General features: G+C 73.6%; 16 protein-coding genes. 10 read left to right on the plus strand and 6 right to left on the minus strand.

The window, feature by feature from the left end; all coding sequences use genetic code 11:
* Window positions 1-88: 88 nt before the first annotated feature.
* On the minus strand, window positions 89-1,420 hold the full coding sequence (locus ACQUQ1_RS11775; protein ID WP_435064496.1) for an RNB domain-containing ribonuclease: 1,332 nt from the start codon (window positions 1,418-1,420) through the stop codon (window positions 89-91).
* A gap of 239 nt (window positions 1,421-1,659) precedes the next feature.
* Window positions 1,660-2,418, minus strand: a complete 759-nt coding sequence (locus tag ACQUQ1_RS11780) for an RNA ligase partner protein (protein WP_435064497.1) — start codon at window positions 2,416-2,418, stop codon at window positions 1,660-1,662.
* Window positions 2,419-2,600: 182 nt separating this feature from the next.
* Here ACQUQ1_RS11780 and ACQUQ1_RS11785 point away from each other — a divergent pair, with 182 nt between their 5' ends.
* The 3 genes from ACQUQ1_RS11785 to ACQUQ1_RS11795 all read left to right on the plus strand — a co-directional run bounded on the left by ACQUQ1_RS11785 (window position 2,601) and on the right by ACQUQ1_RS11795 (window position 6,195).
* Window positions 2,601-3,734, plus strand: coding sequence for an RNA ligase (locus ACQUQ1_RS11785; RefSeq protein WP_435064498.1), 1,134 nt, complete (start codon window positions 2,601-2,603; stop codon window positions 3,732-3,734).
* Window positions 3,735-3,820: 86 nt separating this feature from the next.
* A complete protein-coding gene (locus ACQUQ1_RS11790) occupies window positions 3,821-4,822 on the plus strand; it encodes a WD40/YVTN/BNR-like repeat-containing protein (RefSeq protein ID WP_435064499.1) in 1,002 nt (333 codons plus the stop codon).
* Between the two features lie 293 nt (window positions 4,823-5,115).
* Window positions 5,116-6,195 (plus strand): geranylgeranyl reductase family protein, encoded by a 1,080-nt coding sequence (locus ACQUQ1_RS11795; protein ID WP_435064500.1) that lies wholly within the window; start codon window positions 5,116-5,118, stop codon window positions 6,193-6,195.
* Window positions 6,196-6,487: 292 nt separating this feature from the next.
* Here the strand turns inward: ACQUQ1_RS11795 and ACQUQ1_RS11800 are convergent, their stop codons facing one another.
* Together ACQUQ1_RS11800 and ACQUQ1_RS11805 are read right to left on the minus strand one after the other, a co-directional pair.
* The gene (locus ACQUQ1_RS11800) at window positions 6,488-7,591 is read right to left on the minus strand and encodes an aminomethyltransferase family protein (RefSeq protein ID WP_435064501.1); all 1,104 of its coding nucleotides are present in this window, start codon (window positions 7,589-7,591) and stop codon (window positions 6,488-6,490) included.
* Between the two features lie 65 nt (window positions 7,592-7,656).
* Window positions 7,657-7,956 carry a DUF6432 family protein gene (locus ACQUQ1_RS11805; RefSeq protein WP_435064502.1) on the minus strand — a complete coding sequence of 100 codons (300 nt, stop codon included), beginning with the start codon at window positions 7,954-7,956 and terminating at the stop codon, window positions 7,657-7,659.
* 209 nt (window positions 7,957-8,165) lie between these two features.
* On the opposite strand from ACQUQ1_RS11805, the gene ACQUQ1_RS11810 reads away from it, so the two are divergent.
* The 7 genes from ACQUQ1_RS11810 (at window position 8,166) to ACQUQ1_RS11840 (ending at window position 14,522) form a co-directional block, all read left to right on the plus strand.
* Window positions 8,166-9,476 (plus strand): DUF7093 family protein, encoded by a 1,311-nt coding sequence (locus ACQUQ1_RS11810; RefSeq protein WP_435064503.1) that lies wholly within the window; start codon window positions 8,166-8,168, stop codon window positions 9,474-9,476.
* Window positions 9,477-9,615: 139 nt separating this feature from the next.
* Entirely contained in the window at window positions 9,616-9,999 is a 384-nt protein-coding gene (locus ACQUQ1_RS11815; RefSeq protein ID WP_435064504.1) for a DUF5611 family protein, read from the plus strand.
* A 258-nt stretch (window positions 10,000-10,257) separates the two neighbouring features.
* The gene (locus ACQUQ1_RS11820; protein ID WP_435064505.1) at window positions 10,258-10,701 is read left to right on the plus strand and encodes a universal stress protein; all 444 of its coding nucleotides are present in this window, start codon (window positions 10,258-10,260) and stop codon (window positions 10,699-10,701) included.
* A 130-nt stretch (window positions 10,702-10,831) separates the two neighbouring features.
* Complete coding sequence (locus ACQUQ1_RS11825; protein WP_435064506.1) at window positions 10,832-11,791, plus strand: ROK family protein; 960 nt, start codon at window positions 10,832-10,834, stop codon at window positions 11,789-11,791.
* 99 nt (window positions 11,792-11,890) lie between these two features.
* Window positions 11,891-13,486: an LVIVD repeat-containing protein gene (locus tag ACQUQ1_RS11830; RefSeq protein WP_435064507.1), complete on the plus strand. Its 1,596-nt coding sequence runs from the start codon at window positions 11,891-11,893 to the stop codon at window positions 13,484-13,486.
* 112 nt (window positions 13,487-13,598) lie between these two features.
* The gene (locus tag ACQUQ1_RS11835) at window positions 13,599-13,919 is read left to right on the plus strand and encodes a NifU family protein (RefSeq protein WP_435064508.1); all 321 of its coding nucleotides are present in this window, start codon (window positions 13,599-13,601) and stop codon (window positions 13,917-13,919) included.
* Window positions 13,920-13,967: 48 nt separating this feature from the next.
* Entirely contained in the window at window positions 13,968-14,522 is a 555-nt protein-coding gene (locus tag ACQUQ1_RS11840) for a maltose acetyltransferase domain-containing protein (RefSeq protein ID WP_435064509.1), read from the plus strand.
* Between the two features lie 3 nt (window positions 14,523-14,525).
* Here the strand turns inward: ACQUQ1_RS11840 and ACQUQ1_RS11845 are convergent, their stop codons facing one another.
* Both ACQUQ1_RS11845 and ACQUQ1_RS11850 read right to left on the minus strand, forming a co-directional pair.
* Window positions 14,526-16,070, minus strand: coding sequence for a DUF402 domain-containing protein (locus ACQUQ1_RS11845; RefSeq protein ID WP_435064510.1), 1,545 nt, complete (start codon window positions 16,068-16,070; stop codon window positions 14,526-14,528).
* Window positions 16,067-16,441, minus strand: coding sequence for a DUF7532 family protein (locus ACQUQ1_RS11850; RefSeq protein ID WP_435064511.1), 375 nt, complete (start codon window positions 16,439-16,441; stop codon window positions 16,067-16,069). Before ACQUQ1_RS11850 ends, ACQUQ1_RS11845 begins: the two co-directional genes overlap by 4 nt.
* Window positions 16,442-16,587: the final 146 nt, after the last annotated feature.

The following is a 16,587-nucleotide window of genomic DNA, read 5'->3' on the forward strand; positions in this document are numbered from 1 at the left end:
GCGGTCCGATACCGGTCGTTGCGGTCGTCGACGACGTCCCGGGACCGGCGGGTCCGCGAGAACCCGCGGCCCCGCGCCGTCCGCGACCCTACTCGGGGACGGTCTCAGGGCGGTCGTACTGGGCGTCCTCGGGGTCGTCGACGACCTCGACGCCGCGGTTGTTCACGGCGTACGGGTCGAGGCCGACCTCCTGCATGAACTGCTTGTAGAGGCGCTCGGCCGTCTCGCCGTCCTTCTGCTTGTCGGAGGCGTGGTCGCACAACTCCACGAGGTTCTCGGGCACGTCGTTCTCGTGGACGATCCAGTGGTTGATCAGGTCGGAGAGCCGGCGGATGGGCGAGGTGAAGTGGCCGTAGATGTCGAAGTTGAGCGCGTGGTGGCCGCCGAACGGGTCGTTCATGTACTTCGCCCGCGGCATCACCTTCAGCACGGCCCGCTGGATCTTGTTGAGCTGCCGGTCCGGCGCCTCCTCCAGGGCCGCGTTGACCGCCTTGCGGGGGTCGTCGCCCCACGCGTCGCCGGGGATGGAGACGCCGTCGAGTTCCTGGATCTCCTTGAGGGCCTCGTTCCACTGTTCGGGCGTCGGCTGGGGGTGGACCCGGTACATCGCCTCGACCCCGCGGTTCCACATCAGCTCGTGGGTGACCGCCTTGTTCGCCTTCAGCATGCACTCCTCGATGATCGTGTGGGCGCGGTCGCGGCTCGGGTTCAACACGAGCGAGCCGTCCGCCTTGCGTTGCTCGTGGAGCCGGTCGGCGACCTCGTACGCGAGGGTGCACTTCTCGTGCAGCGGCGCGTCGGGGTCCTCCAGACGCCGCTCGCACTGCTTGTAGGTGAGACGCTCGTCGGAGTTGATGACCGACTTGTAGATGTCCAGCTCCTCGAAGCTCAGCGTCTCCCTGTCGAGGCGCATCTCGACGGTGTGGGCGAGGCGGTCCTCGTTGGGGACGAGCGAGCAGACCGTCTCCGCGAGGATCGGCGGGAGCATGTGGACGGTGTAGCCCGGGAGGTACACCGTGTTCCCGCGCTCGACGGCCTCCGCCCACATCTCCGAGTCGGGGTGGACGTAGTGGCTCACGTCGGCGATGTGGACCCACAGGTGGTACTCGTCGCCGTCCTCCTCGATGGAGATGGCGTCGTCGAAGTCCTGAGCGTCCGCCGGGTCGGTCGTCCACGTCGTCAGGTCCCGCAGGTCGCGCCGCTCGTCGATCGCGTCCTGTATCTCCTGTTGAACGCCCTCGGTTCGCTCCTTCGCCTCCCGCCTCACCGCCGGCGGGAACTCGTCGCGGAGCTCGAACTCCGCGAACAGCGACTCGCGCTTGTCGGCGAGCGCGTCCGCGAGGCCCTGCGTGATGGTGACCGGCCCCTGGTCCTCGGCGGTGCCCTGGGCCGGCTCCTCGTCCTGCTGTGCGTCACTCATGCCGCGGGGTACGGGGGTGCGGTACGTGAGGGTTTCGGGGAGTGCGTCGGCGAGGGAGTGAGCATAGCGAACGACCGAGCCGACGACGGACGGCGGCGCGCTCCCGGGCCGAGCCGCCCACAGAGAGTACGTGGTCAGGGGAGCGAACGAAGTGAGCGAGGCGAGGCCGAACGAGTGAGCCACGAGCGGCGCGGGCGTCCCGGCTCACCGCGACGAGGTCCCCGTGATCGCCCGCGAGACTACGCCGGATCTTCGGGATCGGCGTCGCCGTCGGCGTCCCCCCCGTCCGCCTCCGGATACGCCTCGGGCCCGGCGTACCCCTCGACGCCGGACGCGCGGAGGTACTCGCGCAACAGCGTGGGGAACTGCCTGCCGCGGACGTACCGCAGGCCGAACTGGTCGGCCCACGAGATGATCCCGCGGTCCTCCGTGACGACCCCGGCCTCCAGTTCGCGCGCGAGGACGAGGAGGTCGAAGTCCTCCCGCGAGTCGAGGACGCCCTGTCGCAGCGCCCGGCGGTACTTGTCGCGGAGGTCCGAGACGACGTGGTCGGCCTCGGTCATGTACTCCGAGTCGCCGTCGGCCCCGGCGCCGCCGCCGTCGGCCGCGTCGGGGTCGAGCGCCTCCACCTCGCGGACGGCCTCCTCGGAGACGCGCAGCCCCCGGTCGACGCGGTCGTTCATCTCGTCGACGAACTGGTAGACGATGTCGGCGGGGATCTGGACGCCGTATCGGTCGGGGCTCTTGCGGACGACCCAGGTGTCGAGCTTCGAGAACACCTCGTCGCTCACGTCGCGGTCGCGCAGCATCGTCGCCAGCTCGTCGTGGATCGACGGCGGGACGTAACAGGAGACGTTGAGCTCCAGGCGCGCGGTCGCGATCAGGTCGAGCAGCCGGAGCGCCGCCTCCTCGACGGACTCCCCCTCCCGGCGGATCCCCTCGGTGATGAACAGCGACGTGTCGAGCACGAACTGCTGTCGCGGCGGTACCTCCGACATGGCCGAGCGTTGTCGGCCGAGCCGCAAAAACACCGTCGCCGGCCCACGTCGCGGGAGTCGCGGTCGCACTCCGCCCGTTCGCGTCGGCGGTCGGCCCTCGCCGAGCGCCCCACGTCGGGCCGTTGTACTGCCGTCGGAGCGGCCGCGGGGGTTTTCCTCCCGCGTTCACGTGTGGCCTAGGCATGGGGAACGCCGCCGAGACGCTGTACGACCGGCTGGACCCCGACGCGACCGACCCGGCGGACCTCGCGGAGCACCTCGAACGCCACGACCGCCTCGGGCGCGGGTGCGCGGCGCTCCCGGACGCCCGCCACGGCCTCGAACGCGGGACGGTCGTCGTGGACGGGGAGACCGTCGTCCGCGGCTACCCGAGCGTGCCGCGCGCGCTCGTGCTCGACCCGACCGTCGCGGAGCACTTCGACGCCGGCCGGGTCGCCGTCGAGGAGAAGTTGAACGGGTTCAACGTCCGGATCGTCGACCCCGGCGACGGCGACCCGCTGGCGTTCACCCGGAGCGGCTACCTCTGCCCGTACACGACCGACCGGGCGCGGACGCTGCTCGACCTCGGCGCGTTCTTCGCGGGCCACCCGGACGCGATGGTGTGTGCGGAGCTGATCGGCCCGGAGACGCCGTACACCACCCACGACTACGAGGGCGTCGACTCCCACGCGTTCCGCGTCTTCGACGTCCGCGACCGGGCGACCGGCGAGCCCCTCCCGGTCGACCGGCGACGCGAGCGGTGCGCCTCGTACGGCCTCCCGCAGCCCCGGCTGTTCGGGGAGTGGGAGCCCGAGTCGGTCCCCGGGCACGTCCGGGAGGCGATCGAGGAACTCGACGAGCGCGGTCGCGAGGGCGTCGTCATGAAGTCGCCGGACGGGACGACGATGCTGAAGTACACCACCGAGGCACACCACCACGCTGAGCTGGCGTACGCGGCCGGGACCCCGTTCGAGCGCGGTCGGGACTTCCTCTTCTCGCGGGTGATGCGGGAGGCGTTCCAGGCGTACGAGTTCGACGAGGACGGGGGGCGACTGCGCGAGCGGGCACGCGACCTCGGGGAGTCGCTGCTGCTCCCGTTCGTCGAGACGATCCGCGAGGTCGCCGCCGACGAGGGGGTCGGCGACGAGCACGTCGCCCGCGGCGACCCCGAGCACGTCGGCGCGCTGCTCGATCACCTCCGCTCGTTCGGCGTCGAACTCGACGTGCTCGCCGACGAGCGGGAGGGCGACGAGCGAGTCGTCCGGTTCCGGAAGGTCGCCGAGTCCACCCGGGACCGCACCCGCCACTACCTCGACGGCGGGACGTACGACGAGTGAAGGACACGGGGGGGGGATCGTCGAGCGACCCGAACGGGGGTGCTCGCGGCGGCACCGATTTGTCCGCGGACGACGACGTGTTCGACATGACCACCGTGTACGCCGCCATGCGCGATCGGTTCCTCGCGGTCGACCCCGCCGCGGAGACCGCCGCGGCGGCGGACAACCTCGACGGTCGGGCGCTCGAGTGCGTCGCCGTCCACCCGAACGCCTCCGACCGCGTGTTCGTCGGCACCTTCGAGTCCGGGCTCCGGCGATCGACCGACGGGGGCGCGACGTTCGAGCGCGTCGGCGCGGACGCCATCGAGCAGGAGTCGGTGACGGCCGCTGCGGTGTCGCCCGACGACCCCGACGTGATATGGGCCGGGACGGAGCCCTCCCGCGTCTACCGCTCCGGCGACGGCGGCGACACGTGGGAACACCGCGACGGCCTGACGGACCTCCCCTCCAGCGACCGGTGGTCGTTCCCGCCGCGGCCCCACACCCACCACGTGCGGTGGATCGAGCCGGATCCGCACGACGCCGGTCACCTGTACGTCGCCGTCGAGGCCGGCGCGCTCGTGACGACCGACGACGCGGGCGACACGTGGCGCGACCGTGTTCCCGGCTCCCGACGGGACACGCACTCGATGACGACCCACCCCGACGCGCCGGGCCGGGCGTGGGCCGCCGCGGGCGACGGCTACGCCGAGACGGCCGACGGCGGCGAGACGTGGAGCCGTCCGCAGGACGGGCTCGACCGCACCTACTGCTGGAGCGTCGCCGTCGACGCGGCCGACCCCGACCGCGTCCTGGTCTCCGCCGCCCGGTCCGCGCGCGAGGCCCACTCCGCCGAGCGTGCCGAGACGTACGTGTACCGGCGCGTCGGCGGTTCGGACTGGGAGCGGCTCGACGGTCGCGGCCTCCCGCTCGGCGAGGGCGTCACCCGTCCGGTGCTCGCCGCCGCCGATCCGGGGGAGTTCTACGCGCTCTCGAACCGGGGGCTGTACCGGACGCGGGACGCGGGCGACTCGTGGGCCGAGGTCGGCGTCGACTGGCCGGAGCGCGTCCGGGATCAGACCGCCCGCGGGCTGGTCGTGGTCCCGTAGCTTCAAACCGGAGGGGGGGACCGGCGCCCCCGTGAGCTACCGACGGACCGCGCGGGCCACGGCGGGAGCGGGGCGTGAGCGAGGCGAGCGCCCCGACGCGAACGGCGAGCGACGCGAGCCGCGAGCAGCGACCCACCCGCGCGGACACGGAGCGGGGGTCGCCTGTCAGCCATGCAACCGCGAGCGGTCGCGACGGCGGTTCCCGGGGTCCGCACCGCTGTCAGGTCACGGGTCCAGTCTCGGTCGCGTCGGGCGACCCACGGATATATCTCCGTCCGCGCGAACGGACGGGTATGTACGACTTCGTCGTGGTCGGCGTCGGTCCCGCGGGCGCGCGCTTCGCCCGCCGGGCCGCGGAGGCCCGCTACGACGTGCTCGCCCTGGAGAAGGGGTCGATCGGGGAGCCGCTCGCCTGCTCGGGGCACGTCTCGACGGACATCTGGGGGTACGTTCCGGGGGACGCGAAGGGGCGACTGCTCCAGAACCGCGTGTACGGCGCGGACTTCCACGTCGGCGGCCCCGACAGCGCGGGCAACCGCTTCTACAAGCGCGAGGAGGTGTCGAACGTCATCGACCGCGTCGAGCTCGACCGGACGCTCGCGGAGGCCGCCCGCGATGCCGGCGCCGACGTGCGCGAGGGCCACACCGTCACCTCGGTCGAGGAGCGGCCGGGCTACGTCGAGGTGACCGCGAGCGTCGGCGGGAGCGAGGAGACGTTCGAGGCGCGGATGGTCGCCGGCGCGGACGGCCCCGTCTCGCGGGTCCGCCGCCAGCTCGACCTGCCGGAGCCGACGGAGACGCTCCACGGCGTGCTCGCGTTCACCGACGAGACCGACCGCGGCGACTACGTCGACGTGCACCTGACCGCGCCGCGCTTCTTCGCGTGGCGCATCCCCCGCGGCGAGGCGGGCGTCGAGTACGGCCTCGCGGCGCCGCCGGGCCACGAGGTGAACGACCTGTTCGACCGGCTCACCGCCGAGTACGGGGTGGAGACGGACCGCTTCTGCTCGGGCGCCATCCCCATCGGCCCGCCCGAGCGCACCGTCGCCGAGCGGGGGTTCCTCCTCGGCGACGCCGCCGCCCAGACGAAGCCGTTCACCGGCGGGGGCATCCTCTACGGGATGCGCGCGGCCGACGTGGCGGCCGAGGTGATCGACCCCGAGGACCCGAACACGCTCCCGCGGTACGAGGAGGGGTGGCGCGCGGAGCTGAGCCGGGAGATCCGGCTCGGCCACTGGATCCGCCGGGCGTACTCGCTCCCCGAGCCGGTGCAGCGCGCGGGGCTGTGGGCGCTCTCCGGGGAGATCGGAGTGCACATGGACGAGCCGAGCTCGTTCTTCTCGCGCGAGCACCTGAAGAAACTGTTCTCGTAGGGTCCGCCGTCCGGGTCGCTGTTGACGTCGGTGTCGTGAACGCGGATCCGACTGAACCGACCGGGTCGACGACCGTGGAAGCCCCCGCGTCGCTCGACTCGGTCCGGCCGGCGCGCTTCTCGGTCGACTCGCTGCGCTCGTCTCCCTGCGGTGCTCACCGGTCCGCGCCTTCGTCGAGCGACGCGGCCCCTTCCATTCCCGCCCGGGGTTCGGACGGACCGAGCGTCGATCCCCGACTCCCGCCCGTACCGCCATCGGGAGTCGGGGATCGTCGCGTCCGGTCGGTCCGCCGCTACGCCTCCTCGGCCGCCTCGGGGTACGTCGGCAGCCGTCCGGAGCGCGCGCTCCCCTCCACGAACGGGAGGTCGGCGCGCTCGGCGGCGACCTCGTCGCCGTCGACCCGGACCGCGAGGTCGTCCTCCTCGGCGCCGAAGTCGAGGTACGCGAGCGCGATGGGCGCGTCGAGGGACGGCGACTCGACCGCGCGGGTCACCTCCCCCACGGAGGCGTCGCCCGCGAAGACGGCCGCGCCGGACTCCGGGAGCGACTCGGGCCGGAGGCCGACGAGGCGCCTGCTCGGGCGGCCGCGGTTCTCGACCTTCGAGACGACCTCCTGGCCGACGAAACAGCCCTTCTCGAAGTCGACGGCCGAGCGGACGCCGGCGACGTTGGGGAGCCGGCCGCGGAGCTCCGTGTCGAACAGCGGCGTCCCCGCCTCGGCGGTGAGCGTGTCCCACGTCGCGTAGCCGAACGGGGCAGCGTTCAGCCCGCGGGTGAGGAGGGTGTCGAACACGTCCTCGGCCTCGTCGGCGGCGCAGACGACCTCGTAGCCCTCCTCGCCGGTCGGGGCGTCGCTCGCGATCACGGTCACGCCCACGTCGTTCATGCGCCCGCGGACGAACGTGAGCACCGGCTCGGGCGACCCGGCGCCGTTGAGCACCGAGGCGATCTTCTCGGTTGAGGTCGGTCCGTGGACGCCGAAGACGCCGAACTCGTCGCTGGCGTCGCGGAGCCGCACGTCGTCGATGAAGATCTTCCCCTCCCAGTCGTCGACCAGCGGCTCCGCGCGGTCCGGCGGCGTGAACAGCAGGAGGCGCTCGCCGGCGTTGTAGACGAACAGCTCCGTCTCGATGGCGCCCTGCGGGTCGAGCAGGAGGGCGTAACACCCCTCGCCGTCGCCGGCGGGCACGCGGTTGGAGACGGCGTTGTCGACGAACTCGACGCGGTCGTCGCCCTCGACGGCGACGACGCCGTACCCCATCTCGATCACGCCGACCCCGTTGCGGACGGCGCGGACGGCGCTGTCGGGACGGCCGTAGTCGGCGACGACCTCGCGGCCGCCGCGCTCGGTGAAGGTCGCCCCGTGATCGGCGTGGACGTCGGCGACGAGACTCATACCCGTACGGTCCCCCGCCGAGGGCAAAAGGGGTGCGGAAGTGGCGACCCCCGCTGGCGGGGCCCTTACAGCCCGAGGCGCTCGCGGATGGCGTCGAGCAGGCCGGGGTCGGCGTCGAGCTGCTCGCCCGGGTCCGGCACGACGCGGTCGTCGGGATAGATGCGCACGCGCTCGTCGGCCCGCTCGACCTCGATGAGCCCCGCCTCCTTCAGCGAGGAGAGCGCGGCCTCGACCTCGTCGATGGTGGCGTCGACGCCGGACCTGAGCTCCAGCACCGTCATCCCGTCCTCGGCGCGGCCGACGAGCGCGTCGAGCACCGCCACCTCGGTGTCGTCCCTGTCGCGGAACTCGGGCGGCACCCTCATGCTCCCCGGATCGGTCGGCGGCGGCTTACGTGTACCGGCGGCCGCCGGGCCCGCGTCACGCTCGGCCGGCGTCGTGCCCCGCGGCTCGCGCACGTGCGCCGGCGCGAAGCGGGGACCGATGCCGCGGCGACCCGCCGGCCCGGCAGCCCACACGGGACGCGTCAGACGCGAGCGAACCCTTTTATGGGCGAGGACGGTTCGTAGGCACAATGGGACTCAGGTGTCTCCTCGGCCACGACTTCACCGAGCCGAGGACGGAACGAGACCGGGAGGAACGGGGGGACGAGGTCCTCATCACCGTCACCGAGGTGAAGGAGTGCCGTCGCTGCGGCGAGACGCGGGTCGTCTCCGAGAACAAGGAGGTCACCTCGACGGACCAACTGCTGGAGGAATCCGGCGCCGCCGCGACCGCCGCGACTCCGTCCGAGCCGTCGGCGGGGGACGACGACCCGGCCGACGCTGACGCCGACGCCGGCACCGTCGTCGACGGCGAGCCCGTCGAGGGCGACGAACCGGCCGACGCTGACGCCGACGCCGACGCGGTCGTCACCGACGCCGAGACGGGCGGGCCCGCGGTCGAGGACCCGGACGCAGACGAGTTCGACCACCCCGCCGCCGACCCGGCGGGGGAGGGAGCGGGGGTCGACACGGACGTCGAGGAGGACGCGGAGATCCTCGACGACTCCGTCGCGCCGGAGGCGGACCCCGCTCCGGCGGCCGACGACGAGGCCGAGCCCGCGGGGCAGTCCGCTCCCGGGGAGCGGGGCCACGGCGAGTGGCCCGACGCCGACGCCAACCGGCGTGACGGGGCGGGCGCGTCGGGCGACGGGCCCGCCGAGTGGCCGGACCCCGACGCCGAGAACGCGGACGCCGACGCCTCCGCCGCCGGATCCGAGGCGGGACACCGCCCCGCCGAGGGCGAGTCCGAGGACGTGGAGTTCCTCGGCGACGACGCGCCGACGGCAGAGGACGAGGCGGCCAACGAGGCGCGAACCGACGTGGTGCCGGACGCGTCGGAGGCCGGCGAGGCCGGGCCGGACGCCGCCGGCGGGGACGACGCCGAGTTCGTCGACGGCGACGGTCCGGGCGGGTGGCCCGAGCAGGCGGGCGAGGACGAGGGCTACGACGCCGAGATCGACGAGGCGGGTTCGGACGCGGGCGTCTCCGTGGACGGCAACCTCACCCCGCAGGTCGACGAGGACGTCGCCGGCGAGGAGGACGTGGAGTTCATCGAGAGCGGGGGCGCCGCCCCCGAACGCGACGCCGCGGGCCCGCGGAGCGCGGGGTCCGCCGGGGAGTCACACGCCGCCGACGAGGGCGCGGGGGAGGGCGCCGCCCCCGGCGGGGAGGGCTCGGCGGGCCCCCGCGTCGATCTGACGACGACTTCGGACCGCATCGAGACGGTGTACGTCTGCCCCGACTGCGGCAACCGCGAACCGGTCGGCGCCTCCTCGATGCGCGCCGGGGACATCTGCCCCGACTGCAAGCGCGGCTACATCGAGGAGCGGGAACTCCGGTAGGCCGGCAGACTAATGTAAGTCGGCGTATAGGTCCGTCTTCGCCGACTACCCTTCCCCCGATCGTGCCGTTTCGACCGACAGACACGTCGCGTCGCCGTCTGACGAAACGTGTTTACGGTCCCCGGGCAAACGCCCGGGCATGAAGGAGTACAAGATGCGTCGCGGCGAGCATCTCGAGGACCGCATGCCCGACCTGAAAGGCGAGATCGAGGACCGGTTCGGTCCCGTCGCCGGGACCGAGGAGTGGGAGGGGCACGAACTGTACGTCGTGGAGGACCCGGAAAACCCGGTCTTCGAACGCGTCGTCGCCGGGGCGGCCTCCTACTCGGGCAAGAAGGACAAGCTCGCGGTCCACTTCGAGGAGCGTCCCGCCGAGGAAGTCATCGCCGAGGGCAACGCCGACGCCGCCGCCGACGCCGTCGACGCGAAGAACGCGTTCCTGCTCGACGCCACCGGCCGCGACGCCAAGTCGCGGCGGGAGTCGATGAAGCGCGAGGTCGAGGACGACGCCCCCGACTACTGACCCCGCGCTCGGTCGGTCTCCGCGCAGCCGACAGACGAACCCTCCCGTTCTCCGACACCGATGCCGGGAGCCGGTCGTGTCCGTCCTCCCGACAGGTCCGTCGACGCCCCCCCAGCAACGGGTCCTGATGCCCCGGCGTGACTCGTGAACACACACCTCGTATCCGCCGAATTCGGGCGGTATGGACCGTTATAAACATTCATTCGATATCGAGTAAATAGCCACCAGACTTTTGACGGACGGGGTGGTATAGGAGGTATGAGCATCGAGACGATCCTGCTGACGGTGAAGCGAGACGACGGCGAGCGGCTCGACCGGCTGACCGAGGAGGCGGTCGATCTGGCCTCAGTGACCGGCGCGCGCGTCGTGGTGGCGCACGCCTTCGAGACGCAGTCGGACGTGGACGACGCGCTCGACCGACTGGAGGGCGTCGACGGCACGCCCACGGACGTGGCCCGACGCCTGGAGGGCGTCCGCCGCGCCACGAAGGCGCTGGAGGCCGCGGGCGTCGACTACGACGTCGAGGGCGTCGTCGGCGACCCCGGCGAGGCGGTCGCGGAGCTGGCCGAGCGCGTCGGCGCCGACCGCGTCTTCGTCGGCGGGCGCAAGCGCTCGCCCACCGGGAAGGCCGTGTTCGGGTCGACCGCCCAGCAGATCATCCTGTCGGCGCCGTGCCCGGTGACGTTCGTCCGGGAGGAGTGAACCGGCCGGACGTGCGTCCGCGAGGAGGGTTCCGGTCGGATCCCGCGACGGGGAGCGCCGTCGAACTCGGTCCTCGACCGCGTGTGAAAAAGCGGCACCGGTAAGTGCGGCCGCGTGGACTGCCCGGGTGATGGCCTACTACGTGGGCGTGGACCTCGGGGCCACGAACCTCCGCGCCGTCGTCGGCGACGAGACCGCCGACATCGTCGCGCGCGCCGAGACCGCGACCCCCCGCAGTTCCGGCATCGCGATCACCGAGGCGGTGTTGCGCGTCGTCCGCGAGGCGTGCGCGGACGCGAACGTCGACCCCGGGGCGGCGACGGCCGCCGGCGTCGCCTCCATCGGCCCGCTCGACCTGGCCGAGGGGATCATCGACGGCCCGGCGAACATCCCCGACATCGGGCAGGTCCCGCTGGTGGGACCCCTCCGGGAGCTGCTCGACACCGACCGCGTCTTCCTCCACAACGACACCATCGCGGGCGTCATCGGCGAGCGCTTCCACAGCGACCGCAACCCCGACGACATGGCGTACGTCACCATCTCCTCGGGCATCGGCGCGGGCGTCTGCGTCGACGGGCACGTCCTCTCGGGGTGGGACGGCAACGCCGGCGAGGTTGGACACATGGTCGTCGACTGCGAGGGGACGATGACCTGCGGGTGCGGCCGCGACGGCCACTGGGAGGCGTACTGCTCCGGCGAGAACATTCCGAAGTACGCGCGTCACATCGCCGACGTCGAGGACGTGCCCACGGACCTCCCGGTCGGCTCCCCCGACTTCTCCGCCGTCGACGTGTTCGGCGCCCACGGGGAGGACCCGCTGGCGGACCGCGTCGTCGACCGCGTGGCCGAGTGGAACGTCGTCGGCTTCACCAACCTCGCGAACGCGTACGCGCCGCTGGTCGTCCGCGTCGGCGGCGCCGTCGCGCTCAACAACCCCGGTCTGATCCTCGACCCGGTCCGCGAACGCCTGGAGGAGACCACGTTCGTCAACGTCCCCGACGTGCGCCTCACCGAGATGGGCGACGACGTGGTCGTGAAGGGCGCGCTCGCGTCCGCCATCACCGGCGGCACGGGCGAGCGCTCCGCCTGAGTCGCCGGCGGAGCGACGCCCCCGCGGCCCGCCGGCCGCGACGCCTGACCGGCGGCCGCCCGCCGCTACCCCTATCCGACTCCGGACCCTGGCCCCGGTATGCGACGACGCCACGTGCTCCGCGCCGGCGCCGCCGCGCTCGGCGCGGGCGTCGTCGGCGGGTCGTCCGCCGTCGCGGGCCTCGCGAGCGCACACCCCGGCGGCGACGCGACCGGAACCGAAACCGGAACCGCGGGCGGCGGCGACGGCGGCGGGAACGGGGACGACGGGACCGACGGCGCCTACGCGCCGCTCGGCTCCGTCGCCGTCGAGGGGACCCGCGAGGTCGTCGTCTCCGCCGACGGGCGCACCGCGTACCTCGCGCTCGGCGACGGCTACGCGGCGGTCGACCTCTCGGACCCGGCTGTCCCGACGGTGCTCGCCGAGCGCCGGGACCTCCTCGCCGACCGCGAGGACGGCCCGCTCCGCCGCCTCGACGACGTGAAGGCCGACGGCGACCGCCTCGCCGTCGTCGGCCCGGCGAACCCCACGCGGGAGGACAGCCCGCGGGGGCTCCTCGTCGTCGACGTGTCCGACCCCGAGCAGCCGGCGGAGCTCGGCTTCCACGGGACCGGTTTCCCGATCCACAACTGCGCGCTCGACGGCCGGCACTGCTACCTCACGGGCAACGGCGCCGACGGGAACCCGCTGGTCGTCGTCGACGTCGAGGACCTGACGGAGGTGTCGCGGTGGTCGCTGTTCGACGCCGACGAGGCGTGGCGCGAGGTCCCGGGCGGACTGCGGACGATCCACGACGTGACCGTCCGCGGCGACGTCGCCGCGCTCGCCTACTGGGACGCCGGCACGGTCCTGCTCGACGTGTCCGACCCCGCCGACCCGACACCGATCGGGCACGTCGACCCGGGCGACCCGGCGGGCCTCCGCGACCCGTCGCCGCGCGAGAGCGTGGTGCCGCCGGGGAACCACCACTACTCCCTGCTCGCGCCGAGCGGCGACCTCCTCGCGGTGGGCCGGGAGACGTGGGCCGTCGAGTACGACGGCGACGTGATCGGCGGCCCCAGCGGCGTCGACCTGTACGACGTGTCGACCCCCGACGACCCGGCCCACCTGTCGACCGTCGCCCCGCCGCCGACGCCGGCCCCGACGTTCGCCGGGACGTGGACGACCGCCCACAACCTCGACCTCCGCGGGGACACGCTGTACACCTCCTGGTACCAGGGCGGCGTGAAGCGCCACGACGTGTCCGACCCGGCGAACCCGGTCGAGGAGACGTGGTGGGCCGACCCCGACGAGGGGCGGTTCTGGGCGGCCGCGCTCGCGGTCCCGGGCGAGTTCCTCGTGGCCTCCTCGATGGGCACCCGCGCCGGCGCCCCCGCCGGCCTGTGGACCTTCCCCGACGCGGCCGGCATCGGGGGCGACCGCTCGCGGCTGACCGGGACGGCGGGCGAGGGGTCGACCCCGACCGGCACGGCGTCCGGCCCCGGGACCGTGACCGCCTCGCCCACGCCGACCGCCACCCCCACGCCGACCCGGACCCCGTCGCCCACGGCGACCGACACGCCCTCGGAGGCGGCCGCGCCGGGGTTCGGCGTCGCCGGCGCGCTCGCCGCCCTCGGGGGCGGCGCGGCGCTGGCGTCCCGGCGGGCGCGTCGCCGGCGCGCCGACCGCGACCGGGACGGGGACGGCGAGGAGTGAGCCGGCGTCCGCGGGCGTATCCGTCCGTAACGACCGTGAGGGAGTTTCTTCCGCGCTCGGCGGGTGCCGCGCAACCGCAAGCTTTCAAGCCTCCGGCGCCGAAGTGGTGGCAATGAGCGACCTCGCGGAGCGCGTCGAGACGTGGATGGTCGGGCAGATGCCGATCATCCAGATGCACGGCGGGACGAGCGTCGTGCGCGAGGCCGACCCGGAGGAGGGCGTCGTCGTCGTCGAGCTCGGCGGCACCTGCTCGGGCTGTGGCATCTCCGACATCACGGCCCAGAACATCAAACGCGACCTGATCATGGACTTCGACGAGGTCGAGGAGGTGCACGTGAAGGTGCCCGACACCGGCGAGATGGGCTCCAGCACCGTCGAGGGCGGCCGCGGCGGCGACCTGCAGTACGGCGAGGAGTCGTCGGGTCACTTCTGAGCGGTCGGGACGGGAACCGTTTTCTCGCGTCGGCGTCCCGGTCCGGGCGTGCCGAGCGAACGCGACCGGATGGCGGCCGGCGAGCCGTACGACCCCGACGACCCCGACCTCGTCGCCGACCGACGTCGCGCGCGGCGGCTCACGGCCGAGTACAACGACACCGCCCCCGACGGGTCGGACCGCCGCTGCGACATCCTCGCGGACCTGTTCGGGTCCGTCGGCGACGGCGTCGCCGTCGAGCCGCCGTTCCGGTGTGACTACGGGTACAACGTCGCCGTCGGCGACGACTGCTTCGCCAACTTCGACTGCGTCGTCCTCGACGTGGCCCCCGTCGAGTTCGGCGACCACTGCCGGCTCGGGCCGGGCGTCCACGTCTACACGGCGACGCACCCGATGGACGCCGAGAAGCGTCGCGGGAGGGAGTCCGGCGAGGCCGTCGCCGTCGGCGACGACGTGTGGATCGGCGGCCGTGCGGTGCTCAACCCCGGTGTCGACGTCGGCGACCGCGCGGTGATCGCCTCCGGGTCGGTCGTCGTCGACGACGTACCGCCGGGGGTCGTGGTCGGGGGCAACCCGGCGCCGGTGATCCGCGAGGTGGAGTGATCCCTACAGCGCCCGCTCCAGCGCGGACGCCACGCTCCGGGCCTTCTCGGCCAGTCCCTCGGTCACCTCCCCGCGCTCGACCGCCTCGTCGAGTTCGTTGTCGTCGACGCGCTCGACGCGGCCGTCCGCGTGTTTCACGACGTCGACGTGCAGGTCCACGTACCGAACCGTCTCGGGGAACGCCTCGACGGGCGTACAGACGTTCACGTAGGTGCCCTTCCTGGTCCCGTCGGCGTCGCGGTAGACCGTCGGGTACCACCACCGCCCCTCGCGGAACGTCGTCGTCGCCACGTCGCCGGCCTCCCGGCGCGCGTCGAGGGCGTCGTAGGTGCCGCCCGCGCTCATCTGCCGTTCGAGCGTGAGCGACCCCGCCGCGGGGTCCACCTCGGTGACCTCGCCGCGCCCGAGGACGATGAGGCGGCCGTCCGGCTTGCCGTGGCCGATGGCGACCCGGTCGCCCTCGCGCGGCCCGAACTGGTCGGCGACGACGCCGAACGGGAAGTCGACCTCGGTCTCCTCGTCGCCGAAGGCGACGCCGTCGCCGTCGAACGAACACAGCGCCTCCGCGAGGTCGACGCCGGCGGAGGCGGCCCGCGAGGCGGCCTTCGTCCGGTGGTGGCCCGGCATCGTGCTCGTCACCTCCCGGCGGATCCCGTCCAGCGCGAACCGGCACTCGCGGCCGAACCACACCCACGCGCCCGCCGCCGGCGCCGCGAGGCGGCCCGGCTCCCCCTGCGGCTCCTCCAGCACGGCGTCGAGCGTCCGTGCCCGGTCGCCCGCCCGCGCGAGCGCGTCGCCCAGCGCGTCCATGTCCGCCTCGCGGGCGTCGCGCGACCACTCGATCCCCCACCCGTCGGGCACGTCGACCGAGAGCAGGTCCGTCATCCCGGCGAGCTCGCGGGCGGCCGCGTCGTCCGCGCCGTCGACGCGGACGCCCTCGCGGCCGGGGACGAGCGTGGCGAGGCCGGCCATCGCGCGGACCCGCGTGTCGAGCACCGGGCGGTCGTCCGCCCACGGCGCCGCGGGGTCGAGCACCTGCACGCGGATGACGTCGTCCTCGCCGACGTAGCCGTCGGCGTTGTCGAACGGGAGGAACCCCTCCGCGCCCGCGTCGCCGAGGTCGACGACGGCCCCGCTCCCGAGCGTCGTCGAGACGACGCCGTCGAACACCGCGCCGCGCGGGGCCGGGTCGTCCCACGCGAGGGCGTCCAGGCCAACGTCGAGCAGGTGCGCGCGGAGGTCGGCGACGGCGTCCGGGTCGCCGGCGACGCCGACGCCCTGGCGGTCGTCGGTCGTCTCGACGCTGGCGTCGTGGTCGGCCGCCGGGAGGTCCGCCTCGAAGCGCCGCCGGATCGGCGGGCTGGCCTGCACGACCTCGTGGCCGGCGTCCAGCAGCGAGCGCGTCAGGGCGGTCGAGTAGATCCCCCTGACCCGGACGCGGCGGGACGCGGCCGCGGCGTCGCCGTCGTCGGTCCCGGCCGCCCCGTCGGCGGTATCGGCGGCTTCGCCGGCGCCGTCCCCCGCCCCCTCGCCCCCGTCGGCGGTCATAGCGCGTCGGGGTCGGTCGCGAACCGGACCCGGTCGTTCACGGTGTCGCCGAGGGTGAGTTCGACCGTCTCGTCGTTCAGCACGCGGCCGTCCTCGACGGGGACGCCCCAGCGGTCGAACCTCAGATAGCCCCGCAGGTCCGCCGCGTGGGTGTACACGTCGAGGTGGTCGACCTCGTGTTCGCGGACGCCGCCGTCGCCGTGGGCCGTCTCCATGTCCGAGTAGTAGGTGCCGCCGCCCCCGAAGAAGTCGGCGAGGTCGGCCGCCGCCTCCCCGACCGCCTCGGCGACGAGGTCGGATGCGGTCCGGAGGTCGTCGGTGTCGAGCCCGACCTCGCGGAGCGCGGCCTGTTCGCGCGGGTCGAAGTGCATACGTCGGCTTGGACCGGCGCCGTGTCAAACGTACCGGTCCCGCGCGAGGGGTCGAGGGAGTCCCGGGTCGACGCGCGAGCCGTCCCGGGCGGCCCGGCCGTCGTCCCCCCGGCGGTCGCGTCGTCGCGAAAAGACACAAGTCCCGG

Source organism: Halobaculum sp. EA56, from assembly GCF_051195075.1.
Taxonomy (GTDB): Archaea; Halobacteriota; Halobacteria; order Halobacteriales; family Haloferacaceae; genus Halobaculum.